Raw genomic sequence first — 19,232 nt, forward strand, 5'->3', positions numbered from 1 at the left:
CTGGCTCACCTCCGGGGGAGCAGCAAGGAACGGTGCCATTCGTAGTAAGCGGGAAGGACGGCACGAAGGACGCGGAAAGCCGATATTCCACCGCGTACCGTGCCGATCCGGACCAGTTCATGTTCAGGAGCGTCCACGACCACCCGGACGGCCGCAACCGGGCGCACGTCCGGTCTCACGGCGCAGTGGAGCGTGACCGCGGACTCCATGTCGACCGCGATAGCGCCGGTCGCGAACAGGTCCGACCGTTCCTGACCACGCACGACGTGATCCGATCCGGTGAGCGGGCCGGTGTGGACCGTGCGCCCGGGCACGGCCTTCCCCAGCTCCTTGACCAGGAGTTCGGTGCCCACACAGGGGGTGACGGCGCCGTCGGGCCCCCGGGTCTCCTCGGCGACCACCAGGTCACCGGGGTGCATGCCGGGGGCGAGCCCGGCGCAGAAGCCGGTGGCCAGCACGGCCGCGTCGCGCAGCCCCGGGTCGGCCAGCAATCGGGTGACGGACCGCTCGGCGGCCCTCGGTCCCATTCCGGTGCGCAGTACGGTGACCGGGCCCCCGGCGCCGCCCCGGTCGCCGCTGCGCAGGGCGAGTTGCTCGATGCCGAGCGCGCAGGCGATCAGCAGCGGTGCCGGGGCGGTGGCCATGCTCCTCAGCTCCCTACCGCTTTCAGGACGGCCGGCTCGCCGTTGACGTACCGGCCGAGCGCGGTGAGCGGGAACACCTGCCGGTAGAGGTGGTAGTTGATCGAGAAGTCCCAGGGGAAGCCGGTGCCGGTGAAGTACGGCTCGTCCCAACCGCCGTCCTCCCGCTGGGTCCGGGCCAGCCACTCGATGCCGCGTTCGGTGGACTTGGCGTCCCGCTCCCCCGCCGCCAGCAGCGCGAGCAGGGCCCACGCGGTCTGGGAGGCGGTCGAGGCGCCCTTGCCGCCCCACTCGGCGGGGTCGGGGTAGGAACGCAGGTCCTCGCCCCAGCCGCCGTCGTCGTTCTGCACGGTCTCCAGCCAGGCCACGGCCCGGCGGATCGCGGGGTGGGCGGCGGGCAGCCCGGCGGCCGTCAGGGCGGGCACCACCGACCCGGTGCCGTAGACGTAGTTGACGCCCCAGCGGCCGAACCACGAGCCGTTCGGCTCCTGTTCGGCGAGCAGCCACTCGATGCCCCGCCGGGTGCGTGGATCGCGGGACAGGCCCACGACCGCGAGCATCTCCACCACGTGCGCGGTGACATCGGCGGACGGCGGGTCGATGACCTCACCGAAGTCGCAGAACGGCAACCGGTTGGGGAACGGGCTGGTGTTGTCGACGTCGAAGGCACCCCACGCCCCGTTCCTCGACTGCATCCCGAGGCTCCAGCGCACCCCGCGCCGGATGGCGTTCTCCACCCGCTCCGGGTCGTGGTGCTTGACCCGGCGCAGCGCGAGGACGACCTCGGCGGTGTCGTCGATGTCGGGGTAGTTGTCGTTGTGGAACTCGAACGCCCATCCCCCGGGCGGCAGTTGTGGCCGTTTGACGGCCCAGTCGCCGGGCCGGACGATCTCCTCTCCGAGCATCCAGTCGGCGGCCTTGACCAGTTGGGGGTGGTCGGCGGGCAGACCCGCGTCGGCGAGCGCGATCGTGGCGAGGCAGGTGTCCCACACCGGGGACTGGCAGGCCTCGATCATCCGGGCCCCGTCCTCGCGCCACACCGCGAACCGGTCGAGGGACTTCAACCCGGCCCGCATCACGGGATGCCGGAGGTCGTAGCCGAGCAGGTGCAGCGCGATGATCGAGTACACGGCCGGGGGCTGGATGCCGCCCCAGCAGCCGTCGTTCTCCTGCCGCTCGATGATCCAGCGGGCCGCGCTGTTCATCGCCGCCTTGCGCAGCCGCTTCGGCGCGACCTTGTGAAACCCGTGCAGGGCCTTGTCCAGTCGCTGGAAGGCTCCTTCCCAACTGCCCAGCGGATTAAGGAACTTGGGCGGGTTCGGCCGGTCTGGGTCGGTGTGCAGCTCGTCGAGCGGGAACGGCGCGGGACGCACCGGACGCTTCGCGGAGACGATCGTGAGCGGCACGATCGTCTGCCGGGCCCAGCACCCGAAGTCATAGATGTTCAGCGGCATCCACTTCGGGAAGTAGATGAGTTCCGGCGGCATCTCCGGCAGGTCGTCCCACTTCCACCAGCCGAACAGCGCCAGCCAGATACGGGTGAAGACCCGGGCGGCGGCGATCCCGCCCCGCCCGCGGATCCACGTGGACGCCCTCGCCATGTGCGGGTCGGCGGGGTCGTCCCCGGCCAGCCTCAGCGCGACGTACGCCTCGATGGTGGCGGAGAGGTCGGGCGGGCCGCCGTAGAAGGTGGCCCAGGTGCCGTCGGGGCGTTGCTCACCTCTGATGAAGAGGGCGGCGGCCCGTGTGGTCTCCTCCTCGCGGATGCCGAGGAACTGACGGAGCAGCAGGTCCTCCGCGTCCATGGTGACGTTGGTCTCCAGGTCGCCCTTCCACCAGCCCTCGGCGTCCTGTCGGGAGAGCAGGAAGTCGGTGGCGCGCCGTATGGCGTGCGCGGCGGCGTCCTGGACCCCTGCCGCCGACGGGGTGTCGTGGGCGGTGTCGCTGGCCGCGGCAGCGCGGGGCGGGAGCGCCCCGGTGCTTCCGTCGGTCGTCGCTGTCATGGCTTCCCCTTCGTGCAGTGGACGGATCTCTCTGCGGTGGGTCAGCCGTCGGCCGGTGCGTCTCCGGTGACGAGGCACCGGCCGGCGACTACGCGAGGGCTATGGGACCGATGGTGGTCGGCTCCTGCGGGATGGCGCTCATCTCTTTCGTACGACGACGAAGTCGGCGAGCGCCGCGAACTGGTCCCGCACGCGCTCGGGCATCCGGATGGAGTCGAGTGCCTCGATGGCCTTGCCGTGCTGGCGGCGCGCCTCCTCGGCGGTCCAGTCCCGGCCGCCCGCCTCCTCGATGAGAGCGGCGCGGGCGGCGAACTCCTCCTCGGAGAAGTTCTCGAAGTCACTGGCCTTGGCGTCGGCGGCGAGGAGTTCACCGAGCCGCTCGGAGGCCGGGCCGCCGGCGGCGAGCGCGGCGACGACCGGCAGGGACTTCTTACGCTGACGCAGGTCGCTCCAGGTCTGCTTGCCCGTGGAGACCGGGTCGCCCCAGATGCCCAGCAGGTCGTCGACGGCCTGGAAGGCGAGGCCGAGGTGGTAGCCGTACTTCTCCAGCGTGTCGGCGGTGTGGTCGTCCGCACCGCCGAGGACGGCACCGATGGAGCAGGCGCAGGCGAGCAGGGCGCCGGTCTTGTTGCCCTCCATCTCCAGGCACTCCTCGACGGTGACCCGCTCACGGTGCTCGTAGGAGATGTCCTGGGCCTGTCCGTCGATGAGGGCGCGGGTCGCCGTGGTGACACGTCGGGTGGCGCGGGCCGCCTCGGCGGTGCCCAGTTCCAGGAGGATCTCGTTGGCGAGGACCATCAGGGCGTCGCCAACGAGGATGGCCTGGGCGGGGCCGTGGGCCTTCCAGACGGTGTCGCGGTGGCGACGCTGTTCGTCGCCGTCCATCAGGTCGTCGTGCAGCAGCGAGAAGTTGTGCACCAGTTCCACCGCGACCGCGCCGGGGATGCCGACCTCGGGTGCGGCGCCGGTGACTTCGGCGGACATGACGGCGAGCGCGGGGCGTACGGCCTTGCCGCCGTCGCCGTCCGCCGGGTTGCCGTGGGCGTCGATCCAGCCGAAGTGGTAGGCGGCGACGGTGTCCATGGGGGGCGCCAGCCGCTCGACGGCCGCCCGCAGCACGGGCGTGGCCAGGGTCCGCCCGCGCTCCAGAAGCGCGGTCACGTCCACCGCGGTCCTCGCAGCGGCCGTCACGGCCGGGGGCACAGTGGGCACAGTCTCTCCAGATGTCGATGTGTTCGCGGTACCGAGAGTGCGGGAACCGGCTTCGTGCGCTTCGAGCGTCACGCCGCCTCCTCGAGGTCGAAGAGGTGGTCCCGTGGTCGGCCCAGAGCGGCGAGGGCGGTGTCCGCCGCTCCGATGCCGCTGCGGACCGCACTCTCCATGGTCGCGGGCCACCCGGTGGCGGTCCACGCTCCGGCCAGGTAAAGGCCGGGTGCCTTGGTGCGGGCGCCAGGCCTGAGCCGTCCGACGCCGGGGGTGGGAGCGAAGGTCGCGGTGCGCTCCCGGGTCACGAAGAAGTCCTTGACCTGAGCGCCGCGCGTGGCGGGCAACAGCCGCTCCAGCTCGGGCAGATAGCGTGCGCGGAGTACGGACACGGGTACGTCGATCTCGTCCCGCGCGGCCGACTGCGAGAGCGCCAGGTACTGGCCCTCGATCAGCCCGGACGCCTCGGTCCGGTCGAAGACCCACTGCACCGGCGAGCCGAGCGCCGCGAAGAACGGCCGGCTCAGCACCTTGCGGTCGTACACCACATGGACGTTGAGGATGGGCGCGGTGCCGATGTCCAGCAGCCGCCCGGCGTCATCGAGCGCGCCCTCGGGCAGCAGGTCGTACGTCTCGCGCTGCGGGACGGCGAGGACGACCGCGTCGGCGTCGAGGCTTTCGCCGGGCACCTCGACCCGCCATCTCCCGTTCTCCGAAGGGGAGATGGCGGAGACGCGGCTACGGAGTACGGTACGGACGCCCGCCGAGTCGAGCGCCTTGCGGGCCAGCCGGTCGTGCAGTTCCCCCAGCGGGACACGGGCCCAGCCGATGTCGGCCGCGCCCGGCTCGGACAGCAGGCCCGTCTTGAACACCATGGCGGCGAGCCCGAGGGAGGCCTCGCGGGCCACCGCGTTGAGGGTGGCGACGCCCACGAGGTCCCACAGCGCCTCGACGGCACGCGCGGACTGACCGTGTGCCGCCAGCCAGCCGCCGAAGTCCCGCTCGTCCAGCGCGGGATCCGCGAGGTCGAGCGCCTTGAGCGCCAGCGCGGCCCGCCCCACCCTGGCGCGCTCACCGAGCGAGAGATGGGTGTACGTGGCCAGGCTGCGCCCCAGATGCAGGGGCACCGGCAGCGCGTCGCGCCGCAGCCTGCCGAGGCGCCGTCCGGGCCTGCCGCCGACGTCGAGAACCGGCACGTCGAGACGATCCTGCAGCGGTGCGAGCGCTGCCCCGTCGACGCGGTCGAGGAACCAGCGGTAGGCGGTGCAGCAGCGCAGATACACATGCTGTCCGTTGTCCACGGTCAGATCGCCGCGCCGGAAGGAGCAGGCGAGCCCCCCGAGACGGGGCCGCCCTTCCACGAGCGTGACCCGTACACCGGCGTCGGCGAGTGAGAGTGCGGCGGCGATGCCCGCCAGTCCCCCGCCGACCACCACGGCCGTGCTGCCGGGGCGGCTCGTACGGTCCGCGTCGGCCAGCCCATCGGACTGTGCGCCGTCGGTCATCGTGCACCCTCCCCCGCCGGTCGGCCGCGGTGCCGGATCGATGCGCGGCCGGTCGTCGCAGACAGGGACGCCCCCCTGTCGCGGAGGGTTGCGTACCGCTTTTCCCCGGTGGAACCGCCTTGGACCGGATTGTTCCTCACACGCGCCTCCTGACGGTGCGGCGCGACACATGGCGGGCGTCCAGACCGGAGAGGCCGCGCACGGCGACGTAGGCCTTCTCTCGACCGGGCAGCGAGACCCGGCCGCGCAGCACGGCCTCCGGCTCTCGTTCGATGCGGTCGAGGAGCCGACGGTAGATGCCGGCCATGGCGGCGACACAGGCTCCGCTGCGCCGGTCGAGCATCGGCAGCAGCCGGTAGCCCTCGGCGAAGAGGGCGCGGGCCCGGCGCACCTCGAAGTGCACCAGCCCCGCGAAGTCGGAGTCGGCCGGCGGGAGCGGCCCGGTGAACCCCGCCGAGCAGCCGAACTTGGCGAGGTCGTCGGTCGGCAGATAGGTGCGCCCGTCCTCGGCGTCTTCCCGAACATCCCTGAGGATGTTGGTGAGTTGGAGCGCGAGCCCGAGGGTGTCGGCGTACTCCGGCGCTCGTTCCGCACCGCGTGCTCCGGGTTCCGTGCCGAAGACGCCGAGCGAGAGCCGTCCGATGGCCCCGGCGACACAGCGGCAGTAGGCCTTCAGGTCGTCCCACGTCTCGTAGCTCTCCCCGCGTACGTCCATGAGGACGCCGTCGATGAGTTCGTCGAGCGCGTCGAGCGGGATCGGGTAGGCCCTCCCGGCGTGGGCGAGGGCGACCGCGACGGGGTCGGTGTCGTCGTCGTCGACGGAGCCGGCCCGGACGCGGGTGAGCAGCGCTCTGGTCTCCTCCAGGCGGGCCGTCTTCACGTCGACGGGGAGCGCGCCGTCACCGATGTCGTCGACGCGTCGGGAGAACGCGTACAGCGCGGACATCGCGCGGCGCTTGGGCGTCGGCAGCAGCCTGATGCCATAGGCGAAGTTGCGGGCCTGCCGCCCGGTGACGGCCTCGCAGTAGCTGTAGGCGGCGAGTACCGGTGCGGACGCGTGTGGTTCCGACTCCACGATCCGGATCACCCCTCTCCTCGCAGGGTCGCGCCCGCCTCGCGCAGCAGCCGGAGCTTGCCGGGCTTGGGCGGGCCGGGAAGTACGTCGAATCCGGCGGCGGCGATCGCGTGGACGGCCGCCCTACCTCCCGCCACGAACCCAGCGAGGAGCAGCCTCAGCCTGCCGTCGACGCTGCCCACGAGGGGCGCACCCTCGTCCAGGAGATCTCGGGCGCGTTCCGCCTCGTACGCGACCAGCGCGCGCACCGACGCTCCGGCGGTGGGGGCGGCGAGATCCGCCTCCTGGACGTGAAAACGCTTCAGGTCCTCGGCGGGCAGGTAGACCCGGTCGCGGCCGAGGTCCTCGGCCACGTCCTGAAGGTGTTCGACGATCTGCAGGGCGGTGCAGATCGCGTCGGAGTGCCGGATCCGCTCGGGGGTGGCGGTGCCGGTGACGGCGAGGACCAGATGGCCGACCGGGTTGGCGGACAGCTCACAGTAGGCGAGCAGGTCGTCGTAGGTCTCGTACCGCTTGACCAGTTGGTCCTGGCGGTTGGCGGCGATCAGGGCGAGGAACGGCTCCGGGGTGAGGTCGCGGCGGCGGACGGTGTGCTGGAGTCGGCGCAGCAGCGGGTGGTTCGGGGTGTCGTCGAAGACCCTGCCGAGGTCGGCTTCGAAGGCGTCCAGGAGGAGCAGTCGGTCGTCGGCGTCCTGCGGGGCGACGCCCAGGAGACGGGCGTCGGCGCCGCCGGGGGCGAGGTCGCCGTCGCCGATGTCGTCGACGAGGCGGGCGAAGCCGTAGACGGCCATGAGGTCCTCGCGCCAGGCCCTGGGCAGGAAGAACGGGGCGACGGGAAAGTTCTCGGTCCCGGCCTTGGCGAGGGTGCCGCGCTCCGGGTCCCCGGTGCGCGCCGTCCCGGTTTCGGTCACCGCGCGTCACCCGGCGCGGGAACGGCAGAAGCGTGGTTGAGCTGGGGAGTCTCCATAGCCATGGCCGTCACATCTCCCGTTCTACACTGCCGACCCAATACGCACTATTTCGGACACGCCGCCCAGTGGGCGGCGTCTGCGGCTGATGCCGGGTGTCGCGCATTATGGACCTACTTGCCGCGATTCGGCACCGGTACAGCTTACGTTCTACAACGCACCATGCTCCGTCGGGTGTCCTGCACATCACAAGAACGCACCGATTGTCCCCAAGATTCCTATGGGCAGCCGGAGTTGACGCTTCCTTGCCGGAGTTGGCGTTTCCTTTGCGTATGCCGCCGCTCCGCACCGGCGAACGGTGTCCCTTGCAGACGCCGGGCCCCACCGGAACAGTTCCGGTGGGGCCCCGGTCATTTGGGTTACTTGCCCGTGAACTTCTCGTATTCCTTCAGGACCTCGTCGGTCGGGCCGTCCATGCGCAGTTCACCGCGCTCCAGCCACAGGACGCGGTCGCAGGTGTCGCGGATGGACTTGTTGTTGTGGCTGACAAGGAAGACCGTGCCGGCCTCCTTGCGCAGCTCGCGGATGCGGGCCTCGGAGCGCTTCTGGAAGGCGCGGTCGCCGGTGGCGAGGGCCTCGTCGATCATCAGCACGTCGTGGTCCTTGGCCGCGGCGATGGAGAAGCGCAGCCGGGCCGCCATGCCGGAGGAGTAGGTGCGCATCGGCAGGGTGATGAAGTCGCCCTTCTCGTTGATGCCGGAGAAGTCGACGATCCCCTGGTAGCGCTCCCGGATCTGTTCGCGGGACATGCCCATCGCGAGCCCGCCCAATATGACGTTGCGCTCGCCCGTGAGGTCGTTCATCAGGGCGGCGTTGACGCCGAGCAGGGAGGGCTGGCCGTCGGTGTAGACCTTGCCCTTCTCCGCCGGGAGCAGACCGGCGATGGCGCGCAGCAGGGTGGACTTGCCGGAGCCGTTGGAGCCGATCAGCCCGATGGCCTCGCCCCGGTAGGCGACGAAGGAGACGCCCTTCACGGCGTGCACCTTGCGCACCCCGCGCTCCTCGCCACGCTTGAGGATGCGGCTCAGGGCGGCGGTCGCGCTGCCCTTGCCGGTCTTGGCGCCGTTGACGCGGTAGACGATGTGCAGCTCGTCCGCGATGACGGTGGGGATGAGTGACTCAGCCACGGCCGTACCTCTCCTCCGCCTTCCAGAAGTACACGAAGCCGCCGAACGCGATCAGCGCCGCCCATCCGCCGGCGACCGCCCACACGTGCGGGGGCAGGTTCTCGGAGCCGTAGCCGTCGATCAGCGCGAAGCGCATCAGGTCCATGTAGATCGCCGCCGGGTTCCACTGGAGGACGTCGGCGATCCACTCGGGGTGGCCCTCGAGCATCACCGGGATGGAGAACATGACGCCGGAGGCGTACATCCAGGTCCGCATGACGAACGGCATCAACTGCGCGAGGTCCGGGGTCTTGGCGCCCATGCGGGCCATGATCAGCGCGAGACCGGTGTTGAAGAGGAACTGCAGCACCAGCACGGGCAGGATCAGCAGCCAGGACAGGCGCGGGTAGCTGCCGAAGCCGACCGCGACACAGAACAGCACGATCATCGAGAACAGCAACTGCTGGAGTTGCTGGAGCGCGAAGGAGATGGGCAGGGAGGCGCGCGGGAAGTGCAGGGCGCGCACCAGGCCCAGGTTGCCGGAGATCGCGCGGACTCCGGCCATCACCGAGCTCTGCGTGAAGGTGAACACGAACACACCCGTGACCAGGAACGGGATGTAGACCTCGCGTTCCATGCCCCGGTCGGCGTTGAGGATCAGACCGAAGATCAGGAAGTACACCAGCGCGTTGAGCAGCGGGGTGGCCACCTGCCACAGCTGGCCGAGCTTGGCCTGGCTGTACTGCGCGGTGAGCTTCGCCTGGGAGAAGGCGAGGATGAAGTGGCGCCGCCCCCACATCTGGCGGACGTACTCCACGAGTCCGGGCCGGGCGCCGCTCACCGCGAGCCCGTACTTGGCGGCCAGTTCCGTCGCGGAGAGCCCGTCGTCGGGCGACGGGCGGTCGCTCACCACAACCCTGCCGTCATGCGTTGTCTCACTCACAGATGGAAACTTTCGTCCTCAAAGTGCGCAGGCTGGTCGGGCCGAGGCGGAAACCTGGACCGGGTACGGCCGCATGCTCTCAGATTTCGAGCTTGTCAGATGACGGGAGGCCGTCCCAGCCGGGTCAGCCGCCACACCGTACGCCACTTCATGGGCCGACGGGGACCGCAGGGGCTCGTCCAGCCCTCCTTGAAGCCGCCGAACCAGGCCTTCAGTGCCGGTCCCGAGGGCTTGCGGAGCAGGGTCAGCAGCAGCCAGACGCCCAGGTAGACCGGGACGAGCGGGGCCGGCAGGTTGCGGCGCGCAAGCCAGACGCGGTTGCGCGCGACCATTCGGTGGTAGACCGCGTGCCGGGAGGGGGCGGTCGTGGGGTGGTACAGCACCATGTCGGACCGGTAGTCGATCATCCAGCCCGCGTCGAGGGCCCGCCATGCCAGGTCGGTTTCCTCGTGGGCGTAGAAGAATTCGTCCGGGAGCCCGCCGACTTCGGCGAGGACCTGGGTGCGTACGGCGTTGGCGCCGCCGAGGAAGGTGGTGACCCGGGAGGAGCGCATCGGGTCGGCGGCCCGCAGCCGGGGCACGTGGCGCCGCTGGGTCTGGCCGGTCTCCGGGTCGGCTATCCGGAAGCTGACGATCCCGAGCTTCGGGTCGGCCTCGAAGGCCTTGCGGCACAGTTCTGCGGTGTCGTGGTGAGCGAGCAGGCCGTCGTCGTCCAGGAAGAGAAGCACGTCGACGTCCCGGCCGCTGGGGCCGAACGCCTCTATGCCTATGTTGCGGCCGCCGGGGATACCGAGGTTCTCGGACAGCTCGACCGTCCGGACGCCCTCGGGGACGTCCGGGACGGGCGAGCCGTTGCCGACGACGACCGCCTCGACCCGGTCGCCCTCCTGCTTGGCGACCGAGTCGAGGAGGGCGCGCAGTTCGTCGGGGCGGTTGCCCATGGTGATGATCACCGCGCCGACCTTCATGGCGCCGCTCACTTCAGCCTGCTGGAGACGAGGATCGACACCAAGTGCAGCAGGGTCTGCAGCAGGGCGATGCCGGCGAGTACGGCGACGCCGAGCCGGGAGAAGAAGAGGTCGCCCCGGATCTCGTCCACGACCGCGAGGGCCAGGATCAGCAGGGAGGCCTCGACGCCGAGGATCAGCCGGTGGAACTTCAGGGCGGCGGCGGCCCTGCGGGCCAGCGCCATGCCGGAGGAGCGCGGCTCGGCGGCCGACTCCTGGACCGGCGGCTTCCCGGTCTGGTGTCGGGCAACGCCGACGAGGTCCGTCTCGGCCTTGATCAGGATCGCTCCAAGGGCGGCGAGCGTGCCGAGGAAGGCCCACAGCCAGTCGATCCGGCCGGTGCCCCACAGATCGGCGGCGCGCAGCCCGAAGCCGACGAGGACGGCGGCGTCGCAGAGGTAGGCGCCGACGCGGTCGACGTAGACGCCGGTCATCGAGTACTGCTTGCGCCAACGGGCGAGCTCGCCGTCGACACAGTCGAACAGCAGGTACAGCTGGACCATCAGCACACCGAGGACGGCGCCCGGGACGCCCGGCACCAGCAGGGCCGGGGCGGCGAGGACGCCGAAGACGGTCATCAGGTAGGTCAGCTGGTTGGGCGTGACCCGGGTGTTGACCAGGTGCCGGTCTATGCGCAGCGAGATCTCGCGCATGTAGAGCCGGCCGGCCCAGTGCTCACCGCTCCGCCGGTCCTTCACACCCGGGGGGTGAACGACCGGGCGGAGTTCAGCTACTGATGGCTTTGGCATAGTCGGCGTAGGCGTCCTTGATCTGTTCGGTGCTCAGTTCGAGGTGTTCCAGGATGGTGTAGCGGCCCGGCCGGGTCTGCGGGGCGAACTCCACGACCTGGACGAACTCGTCCACGGTGAAGCCGATCTCGTCCGGGAGGACGGGCAGGCCGTGGTGACGGAGGACCTCGGTCATCTGGCCCGCGATCTCGTGGTGGCCCCGCAGGAAGGTGGCGAACGCTCCGCCGAGACCGCACTGCTCGCCGTGGAGGGCGTTGCGCTTGGGGAAGCTCAGGTCGAACGCGTGGCTGATCTCGTGGCAGGCGCCCGAGGCGGGGCGGCTGTCACCGGCCACCGACATGGAGATCCCGCACAGGACGAGGGACTCGGAGAGCGTGGTCAGGAAGTCGTCGTCGCCGACCCCGCCCGGGTGGCGGAGCACGGCCTCGGCGGCCTGGCGGGCCATGGCGGCGGCCAGTCCGTCGACCTTCTCGCCGGTCTCCCGGCTGGACAGCTCCCAGTCGGCCACGGCGGAGATCTTGCAAATCACGTCGCCGATGCCGGCCCGTACGAAGCGCGTCGGGGCCTCGCGGATGACGTCCAGGTCGATGATGATGCCGATCGGGTTCGGCACACCGTAGGAGCCGCGGCCCGCGTCGTTGTCGAGTGTGGCGACTGGGGAGCACAGACCGTCGTTGGCGAGGTTGGTGGCCACCGCGACCAGCGGCAGACCGACACGGGCGGCCGCGTACTTGGCGCAGTCGATGACCTTGCCGCCGCCGAGCCCGACCACGGCGTCGTAGTGGCCGCCCTTCTTGATCGAGTCGGCGAGTCGCACCGCGCCGTCGATGGTGCCGTCGGCGTCGCAGAACCAGTCCGCCTCCGGCAGTGCGGGGGCGAACCGCTCGCGCAGCGCGCGCCCGGAGCCGCCGCTGATCGCGAAGGCCAGCCGGCCCGACGGCGCGATGCGCTGGTCCGACAGGATCGTCGCCAGATCATCGAGCGCGCCGGGACGGATGTCCACGACGACCGGCGAGGGGATGAGCCTCGTCAGTACTGGCACGCGATCTCACGTCCCTTGGCGAGGTCGTCGTGGTTGTCGATCTCGACCCACTTGACGTCACCGATGGGCGCGACGTCGATCCGGAAGCCGCGGTTCACGAGCTCCTGGTAGCCGTGCTCGTAAAACTGCTGCGGGTCCGTCTCGAAGACCGTCTTCAGGGCGTCGGCCAGCTCATCGGCGGCCTCGCCCTCGATGAGGGTGACACCGATGTACTCGCCGGTCGCCTCGGCCGGGTCCATCAGCTTGGTGATCTTGGTCATGCCGCCCTCGGGGCCGACGACGACCTTCATCTCCTCGTCGGCGAGGGACTTCACCGTGTCCAGGGCGAGGATGATCTTCTTGCCGTCGCCGCGGGCCGCGAGCAGGGTCTTCTCGACGGACACCGGGTGCACGGTGTCGCCGTTGGCGAGGATCACCGAGTGCTTGATGGCGTCACGGCCGCACCACAGGGAGTAGGCGTTGTTCCACTCCTCGGCCTTGTCGTTGTCGATCAGCGTGATCTTGAGCCCGTACTTGGCCTCCAGCGCCTCGCGGCGCTCGTACACGGCCTCCTTGCGGTACCCGACGATGATCGCGACCTCGGTCAGGCCGATCTCGGCGAAGTTGCCGAGGGTGAGGTCGAGAACCGTGAGGCTCTCCTCGTCGCCCTCGGGGCCGACCGGCACCAGAGCCTTGGGGAGGGTGTCGGTGTAGGGGCGAAGACGCCGTCCGGCGCCGGCCGCCAGCACGAGGCCGATCATGCGGGTTCTCCTTCATCGTGTACGGCGGGTGCGCCGGTCTTGTGAGCGGTCACCCAGAAGCGGATGCTCTCGACGAGCACCAGCAGTGCCACGACCACGGCGAGAGCCATGAGCGCGACTGCGAACTCTGTGGGCGCGAGCAGCGCGGCCAGGACGGTGACCAGCAGGGTCCTGCCTTCGTGACCGCCGATCGCCCGCACCAGCCACCGCGGCGGCGCTCCGGCGTCACCGCGGATGCGGTACACCGTGTCGTAGTGATGGTAGGCGACGGCCGCCACCAGCCCGAAAGCCGCGGGAAGGGCCCCGTTCACGTCGGCCTTGGCCGCGAGCAGCAGGACGACGCCGTATTCGGCGGCGCGGAAGAGCGGGGGGATCAGCCAGTCCAGAGCGCCCTTGAGGGGCTGTGCGACGGCGGCGCCCGCGTTGAGCACGTAGATCACCGCGAAGACGACGGGCAGCCAGCTGCCGTAGGGCTCCGCCCAGGTCCAGAACGTGAGGAGGACGACGGCGCCCGCTACGCCGGACAGCCGGGAGAGCGACCTGCCGGTCGTCCGGTCCGCCTCACGGCCCTTGCGGCGCAGGGGTCGCGCCGCGATCTCGGCGAGCGGGCCCGAGTCCGCGAGGTCCGCCAGCGCCTGGGCGGCGCGGTCCGTGCGCTGTGCCTTGCGGGTCAGGGAGCGCAGTACGCGGCCCGCCGTGGTGTACGTCGCGGCGAAGGCGCAGCCGACGAGCAGCGCGTAGAAGGTGATGCGAGGGGTCGTGGCCGCCGTGAGGACGGCGATCATCGCCCAGCGCTCGCCGATCGGCAGCACGATCATCCGCCGGACCCAGACCGTCCAGCCGACGCTGTCGAGCTTGTCGGAGAGGGCGGCGGTGGGGCTGGTGTTGGCGGTGGCGTCGTGGTTCGCCTCGTTGAAGGAGAAGTCGACGACATGGCGGCAGGTCTGCAGGACCATCGCGCCGAGCGCGAGGGCCCATACATCGTCGCTGTCCCCGCCCCGGGCGGCGCCGAGGGCGAGGCCCGCGTAGTAGGCGTACTCCTTGGCGCGGTCGAAGGTGGCGTCGAGCCAGGCGCCGAGCGTCGAGTACTGCAACGAGTAGCGGGCCAGTTGGCCGTCGGTGCAGTCGAGGACGAAGGAGAAGATGAGCAGCAGGCCCGCCGCGACGAAGCCGCCGCGGGTGCCGGTGGCCGCGCAGCCCGCCGCGATCAGGGCGGTGATCAGCGAGGCCGTGGTGACCTGGTTGGGGGTCAGACCCCGGCGGGCGCACCAGCGGGCCAGATAGCGGGAGTACGGGCTGATGAAGTGGGTGGTGAAGAAGCCGTCACGGGACTTCACCGCCGTGCGCAGCCGTACGGCCTCGTCGTCGACGGCCGCGACGGCCTGACGGGCCTCGTTGCGGGCCTGCGGATCGTCGGGGACGACGGCGACGAGGGTGCCCAGGTCGGGCCGGTGCAGAGGGACGCCGTCGGCGTCGAGGGCGGCGACGACACGGTCGGCGATGGTGTCGACGGTGACCGCGGTGGTACCGCTCGCGGCGGAGTTCTCGCGGGCCAGTGCCCGGGTCAGCGCCTGGCGGGCGGCGGCCCGTACGGTCACGGCGCCCGGGAGCGCGGCGGCCTCGAAGCGGGGGTCGGCGAGTCCCAGGCGCAGGGCGTGCACATGGCCCACGAACCGGGCGTCGACGATGGCGACCCGCTCGCCGGCGGGGACCGTCGCGAGGAGCGTCTCGGCGTCACCGGCGTCGGAGGCGACCCGCACGTCGAAGCCGAGCGACCGCAGATCGCCCTCCAGCGACGATCCGGGCACCGGCTGACCGGTGAGGATGGCGGTCGACAGACGAACTCACTCCCTGGGTGCCGACGCGATGGCGCCGGGCATGTCCGTGGTTCAGGACGCCCCGGCTGACGACCCGGCGGCGTGTCGGCAGAGGTTATCGGATGAAGAGAAGCGGGCGTTCACCACCCGTTCATGGCCCGATCGGTTCAACCTGCTCAGGCCTTGGGCCCTCCGCCGCGATCATCATCGGGGATGTGGGGGTCGTGCCACAAACTCCGGCGCGGATATCGGTTAATAGGGGGCAAAGAGACGGGGCCACTCCTGGGCGGCGGGCCGCGGTTCCGCGCCTCACGAGGGGCGCGGGGAACCGCGCGACCAGCCTCGACCAACACCCGCACCCGCCAACCCTGCACATCCCCTGCAACGAATGGGCACAACGGGCACCCCGCATAAGGTGACCCCATGACATGGCTGATCACAGGCGGAGCCGGCTACATAGGCGCACACGTGGCGAAGGTCATGACCGACGCCGGCGAACAGGTCATCGCACTCGACGACCTCTCCGCAGGTGTCCGCGGCCGCCTTCCCGAAGACATCCCCCTGATCCACGGCTCCGCCCTCGACGGGGACCTCCTCAAGCGCGTGCTCGCCGGGCACGCCGTGACCGGTGTGATCCACCTCGCCGCCCGCAAGCAGGTCGGCGAGTCGGTCGCCCAGCCCACCCGCTATTACCAGGAGAACGTCGGCGGTCTCGCCACCCTCCTGGAGGCGGCGGCCGGGGCCGGGGTCGGGCGCTTCCTCTTCTCCTCCTCCGCCGCCGTCTACGGCAACCCGGCCGTGGACCTCATCACCGAGGACACCCCGTGCGCCCCGATGAGCCCGTACGGCGAGACCAAGCTCGCCGGTGAGTGGCTGGTCCGCGCGGCGGGCGCGGCGCACGGCATCGCGACCGTGTGTCTGCGCTACTTCAACGTGGCGGGTGCGGCGGGCCCGGCGCTGGCCGACACCGGCGTCTTCAACGTCATCCCGATGGTCTTCGACCGCCTCACCCGCGACGAGGCCCCGCGGATCTTCGGGGACGACTACCCGACCCCGGACGGCACCTGTGTCCGCGACTACATCCACGTCGCCGACCTCGCCGACGCGCACCTCGCGGCCGCCCGACGACTCGCCTCCGGGGACGCCACGGGCGACCTGACTGTGAACATCGGCCGTGGCGAGGGCGTTTCGGTCCGCGAACTCGTCGATCTGATCAGTGAGGTGACCGGCGACCACCGGCCCGCGCTCGTCGAGCCGCGCCGCGCCGGTGACGCGCCGCGCGCGGTCGCCTCGGCCGCGCTGGCCGAGCGGGAGCTCGGCTGGACGGCGAGGCGGGGGGTGCGCGAGATGGTCGAGTCGGCCTGGGCGGGCTGGCGGCTGCACCACGGCCTCTGACCCTTGCCGATCATGACAGCGCCCTGACCTGCGTATCGTTTCCGCAGGTCAGGGCACATGACAACGGTGTTCAGTGCCGCGTTGCCGGGTACCCCCTACCCGTAGTTCACTGTGATCGCGAGCCGAACACACGAACGCGACCGAAGGGGCGGATCCATGGGGGCTGGGCACGATCACGGGCACGCGCATCACGCGCCGACCAGCGGTACGGCGGCAGCGGCGTACCGCGGGCGGCTTCGGATCGCGCTGTCGATCACGCTCACCGTCATGGTGGTCGAGATAGTCGGCGGTGTTCTCGCCGATTCGCTGGCGCTCATCGCGGACGCGGCGCACATGGCGACGGACGCGGTGGGCCTGGGCATGGCGCTCCTCGCGATCCACTTCGCGAACCGTCCTCCGAGCGGCAACCGCACCTTCGGTTTCGCCCGCGCCGAGATCCTCGCGGCGCTCGCCAACTGTCTGCTGCTGCTCGGCGTCGGCGGCTATGTGCTCTACGAGGCGATCCAGCGGTTCGTCACGCCGGTGGGCACCGAGGGCGGCCTGACGGTCGTGTTCGGCGCGGTCGGCCTGGTCGCGAACATGATCTCGCTGACCCTGCTGATGCGGGGCCAGAAGGAGAGCCTGAACGTACGGGGTGCCTTCCTGGAAGTGGCCGCCGACGCGCTCGGCTCGGTGGCGGTGATCATCTCGGCGACCATCGTCCTGCTCACCGGCTGGCAGGCCGCCGACCCGATCGCCTCCCTGGTCATCGGCCTGATGATCGTCCCACGCACGGTGAAGCTGCTGCGCGAGACCCTCGACGTCCTGCTGGAGGCGGCACCGAAGAACGTCGACATGGCCGAGGTGCGAGCCCACATACTGGCGCTGCCGGGTGTGGAGGACGTCCACGATCTGCACGCCTGGACCATCACCTCCGGCATGCCGGTGCTCTCCGCCCATGTGGTGGTCGGCTCCGAGACGCTGGACTCCATAGGCAACGAGAAGATGCTGCACGAACTCCAGGGCTGCATCGGCGACCACTTCGACGTCGAGCACTGCACGTTCCAACTGGAGCCGAGCGGCCACGCAGAACACGAGGCGAAGCTGTGTCACTGACGACCGACTGGACGACCCGCCCGGAGACATCCGCGGACCGGAAGGGGGTGTACGGCGTCAACGCCGCCGCCTTCGAGACCGACGCGGAGGCGAAGCTGGTCGACGCGCTGCGCGAGGACCCCGACGCCTGGCTGCCCGGACTGTCGTACGTGGCCGAGGCACCGGACGGCACGATCGCGGCGTACGCCCTGATCACCCGATGCCATGTGGACGAGGCGCCCGCGCTGGCGCTGGCCCCCGTCGCGGTGCTGCCGGACCATCAGCGCCGTGGGGCGGGCGGGGCCGTGGTGCGCGCGGTGCTGGACGCGGCACGCGTGTGTGGGGAGCGGCTCGTCCTCGTCCTGGGGCATCCCGAGTACTACCCGCGCTTCGGCTTCGCACATGCGTCCGAGTACGGCATCCGGCCGGGTTTCGACGCGCCGGACGAGGCGATGATGGCCCTGGTGCTGGACGGTTCCGTGTCGGTGGCGCCCGGCACCATCAGGTATCCGGCCGCCTTCGGGGTCTGAGGATCGGGCGACGGGTGTCCTCGGGCGGGGTGCGCGGGTAGGACATGCGGGTTGGCGCGAAAGGCCGGGAGTGCCGGTTTCGTGCGGCAGACTTGAGGCTCGAAGAACGAGGCGAAGGACGGGCATGCCGATCACACCTGCCACCGCGATGCACAGTTCGCAGAACGGCACCACGGAAGCGATCCTGCTGGAACTGGTCGACGAGGACGGCACCACGATCGGCACCGCGGAGAAGCTGGCCGCCCATCAACCGCCCGGGCAGTTGCACCGGGCGTTCTCAGTCTTCCTCTTCGACGAGCGGGGGCGGCTGCTGCTCCAGCAGCGGGCCCTCGGCAAGTACCACTCCCCCGGCGTCTGGTCGAACACCTGCTGCGGGCACCCCTACCCCGGCGAGTCCCCCTTCGCGGCGGCCGCGCGGCGGACGCACGAGGAACTGGGGGTCTCCCCGGCCCTGCTCGGCGAGGCGGGCACGGTCCGCTACAACCACCCGGACCCGGATTCCGGCCTGGTGGAGCAGGAGTTCAACCATCTGTTCGTCGGGCTGCTGCAGTCCCCGCCGCGGCCGGATCCGGAGGAGGTCGGGGCCACCGCGTTCGTGACCCCGGCCGAGCTGTCGGAGCGGCACGCCAAGGACACGTTCTCGTCCTGGTTCATGACGGTCCTGGACGCCGCCCGACCGGCGGTCAGGGAACTGACGGGCCCGGCCGCGGGCTGGTGACCGCGGCCTCTCCCGACGGGTGACCGCTGCCTCTCCCGACGGGTGACCACGCTCCGCCGCCCCGGGGTCACCGCTTTCTCCCCCGGGGCGCGGCACCTCACCCCTGGTTCACTTGTGCGGGCACGAGCGGCAGGGCGACCCAGATCACCTTGCCGCCGCTCGCGGTGTGCTCGACGTCGCAGGCCCCGCCCGCCTCCCGTGTGATCTCGCGCACCAGGAGCAATCCACGGCCGCCGAGCCGGCCGTGGTCGGCTTCCAGGGCGGTCGGGCGGTAGGGGTGGTCGTCCTCCACCGAGACGCGAACCCACTCGGCGCCGACGGCGACCTCGACGGCGAGCGTGGGCGACAGGAGCGCCGCGTGTTTGACGGCGTTCGTCACCAGCTCGGAGACGATCAGCAGAAGCCCTTGGACGAGGTCGTCCGAGATCGGGACGCCCTGTCGGGCGAACAGTTCCCGGACGGCGCGCCGCGCCTGCGGCACCGAGGCGTCGACGGTGGCAGCGGTGAACCGCCAGACCCCTTCGTAAGGCAGTGGCCCCGGCGGCCTCGGGCCGTCGGGCTCGCGCCCGCCGACGCCAGGACGTGGGTCGCTCCCGCGCCCTTGGTCGTCCATGGTCCGGTCGCCACCCTTGCGCTCGATTGTCACCACATGTCGAGTGTTGGTAACTCGGCGCTGCTCGCGGAGAACTGAACACAAGTCAGCATGTATCGACGAC

Annotated in this window: 19 protein-coding genes; 4 read left to right on the forward strand and 15 right to left on the reverse strand. The window is 70.8% G+C overall.

The window, feature by feature from the left end; translation table 11 throughout:
* Positions 1-5: 5 nt before the first annotated feature.
* The 14 genes from ACFY9I_RS00265 to ACFY9I_RS00330 form a co-directional block, all read right to left on the reverse strand.
* Positions 6-644, reverse strand: coding sequence for a 1-hydroxy-2-methyl-2-butenyl 4-diphosphate reductase (locus tag ACFY9I_RS00265; protein ID WP_390994492.1), 639 nt, complete (start codon positions 642-644; stop codon positions 6-8).
* Between the two features lie 5 nt (positions 645-649).
* Positions 650-2,644: a squalene--hopene cyclase gene (gene shc / locus ACFY9I_RS00270; protein ID WP_390994495.1), complete on the reverse strand. Its 1,995-nt coding sequence runs from the start codon at positions 2,642-2,644 to the stop codon at positions 650-652.
* Positions 2,645-2,782: 138 nt separating this feature from the next.
* Positions 2,783-3,835, reverse strand: a complete 1,053-nt coding sequence (locus tag ACFY9I_RS00275; protein WP_390995657.1) for a polyprenyl synthetase family protein — start codon at positions 3,833-3,835, stop codon at positions 2,783-2,785.
* Positions 3,836-3,924: 89 nt separating this feature from the next.
* A complete protein-coding gene (hpnE, locus tag ACFY9I_RS00280) occupies positions 3,925-5,352 on the reverse strand; it encodes a hydroxysqualene dehydroxylase HpnE (RefSeq protein WP_390994497.1) in 1,428 nt (475 codons plus the stop codon).
* Positions 5,349-5,492 (reverse strand): DUF6380 family protein, encoded by a 144-nt coding sequence (locus tag ACFY9I_RS00285; RefSeq protein WP_390994499.1) that lies wholly within the window; start codon positions 5,490-5,492, stop codon positions 5,349-5,351. The genes hpnE and ACFY9I_RS00285 overlap by 4 nt, the downstream gene beginning before the upstream one ends.
* Positions 5,489-6,439, reverse strand: a complete 951-nt coding sequence (gene hpnD, locus ACFY9I_RS00290) for a presqualene diphosphate synthase HpnD (protein ID WP_390994502.1) — start codon at positions 6,437-6,439, stop codon at positions 5,489-5,491. Before hpnD ends, ACFY9I_RS00285 begins: the two co-directional genes overlap by 4 nt.
* Positions 6,436-7,338 carry a squalene synthase HpnC gene (gene hpnC, locus ACFY9I_RS00295; RefSeq protein WP_390994505.1) on the reverse strand — a complete coding sequence of 301 codons (903 nt, stop codon included), beginning with the start codon at positions 7,336-7,338 and terminating at the stop codon, positions 6,436-6,438. Before hpnC ends, hpnD begins: the two co-directional genes overlap by 4 nt.
* Before the next feature lie 416 nt (positions 7,339-7,754).
* Positions 7,755-8,522 (reverse strand): ABC transporter ATP-binding protein, encoded by a 768-nt coding sequence (locus ACFY9I_RS00300; protein WP_319362874.1) that lies wholly within the window; start codon positions 8,520-8,522, stop codon positions 7,755-7,757.
* Entirely contained in the window at positions 8,515-9,444 is a 930-nt protein-coding gene (locus tag ACFY9I_RS00305) for an ABC transporter permease (protein ID WP_390994508.1), read from the reverse strand. The genes ACFY9I_RS00300 and ACFY9I_RS00305 overlap by 8 nt, the downstream gene beginning before the upstream one ends.
* Before the next feature lie 95 nt (positions 9,445-9,539).
* Positions 9,540-10,412 (reverse strand): glycosyltransferase, encoded by an 873-nt coding sequence (locus tag ACFY9I_RS00310; RefSeq protein ID WP_390995659.1) that lies wholly within the window; start codon positions 10,410-10,412, stop codon positions 9,540-9,542.
* An 8-nt stretch (positions 10,413-10,420) separates the two neighbouring features.
* Complete coding sequence (locus tag ACFY9I_RS00315) at positions 10,421-11,149, reverse strand: CDP-alcohol phosphatidyltransferase family protein (protein ID WP_390994510.1); 729 nt, start codon at positions 11,147-11,149, stop codon at positions 10,421-10,423.
* A gap of 28 nt (positions 11,150-11,177) precedes the next feature.
* On the reverse strand, positions 11,178-12,242 hold the full coding sequence (locus tag ACFY9I_RS00320) for an iron-containing alcohol dehydrogenase (RefSeq protein WP_390994513.1): 1,065 nt from the start codon (positions 12,240-12,242) through the stop codon (positions 11,178-11,180).
* A complete protein-coding gene (locus ACFY9I_RS00325) occupies positions 12,230-12,982 on the reverse strand; it encodes a sugar phosphate nucleotidyltransferase (RefSeq protein ID WP_215454109.1) in 753 nt (250 codons plus the stop codon). The genes ACFY9I_RS00320 and ACFY9I_RS00325 overlap by 13 nt, the downstream gene beginning before the upstream one ends.
* Complete coding sequence (locus ACFY9I_RS00330) at positions 12,979-14,820, reverse strand: DUF5941 domain-containing protein (protein WP_390995662.1); 1,842 nt, start codon at positions 14,818-14,820, stop codon at positions 12,979-12,981. The genes ACFY9I_RS00325 and ACFY9I_RS00330 overlap by 4 nt, the downstream gene beginning before the upstream one ends.
* A gap of 402 nt (positions 14,821-15,222) precedes the next feature.
* Here ACFY9I_RS00330 and galE point away from each other — a divergent pair, with 402 nt between their 5' ends.
* The 4 genes from galE (at position 15,223) to idi (ending at position 18,516) form a co-directional block, all read left to right on the forward strand.
* The gene (gene galE, locus ACFY9I_RS00335; protein ID WP_390994516.1) at positions 15,223-16,194 is read left to right on the forward strand and encodes a UDP-glucose 4-epimerase GalE; all 972 of its coding nucleotides are present in this window, start codon (positions 15,223-15,225) and stop codon (positions 16,192-16,194) included.
* A gap of 156 nt (positions 16,195-16,350) precedes the next feature.
* Positions 16,351-17,289 carry a cation diffusion facilitator family transporter gene (locus ACFY9I_RS00340; RefSeq protein ID WP_390994519.1) on the forward strand — a complete coding sequence of 313 codons (939 nt, stop codon included), beginning with the start codon at positions 16,351-16,353 and terminating at the stop codon, positions 17,287-17,289.
* Positions 17,280-17,798, forward strand: a complete 519-nt coding sequence (locus tag ACFY9I_RS00345; protein WP_390994520.1) for a GNAT family N-acetyltransferase — start codon at positions 17,280-17,282, stop codon at positions 17,796-17,798. The genes ACFY9I_RS00340 and ACFY9I_RS00345 overlap by 10 nt, the downstream gene beginning before the upstream one ends.
* A 124-nt stretch (positions 17,799-17,922) precedes the next feature.
* Positions 17,923-18,516, forward strand: coding sequence for an isopentenyl-diphosphate Delta-isomerase (gene idi / locus ACFY9I_RS00350; RefSeq protein WP_390994522.1), 594 nt, complete (start codon positions 17,923-17,925; stop codon positions 18,514-18,516).
* Positions 18,517-18,613: 97 nt separating this feature from the next.
* On the opposite strand, the gene ACFY9I_RS00355 is transcribed toward idi, so the two are convergent.
* The gene (locus ACFY9I_RS00355) at positions 18,614-19,129 is read right to left on the reverse strand and encodes an ATP-binding protein (protein ID WP_390995665.1); all 516 of its coding nucleotides are present in this window, start codon (positions 19,127-19,129) and stop codon (positions 18,614-18,616) included.
* Positions 19,130-19,232: the final 103 nt, after the last annotated feature.

It is taken from the genome of Streptomyces sp. NPDC012510, from assembly GCF_042955065.1.
In the GTDB taxonomy this organism is placed as follows: Bacteria; Actinomycetota; Actinomycetes; order Streptomycetales; family Streptomycetaceae; genus Streptomyces.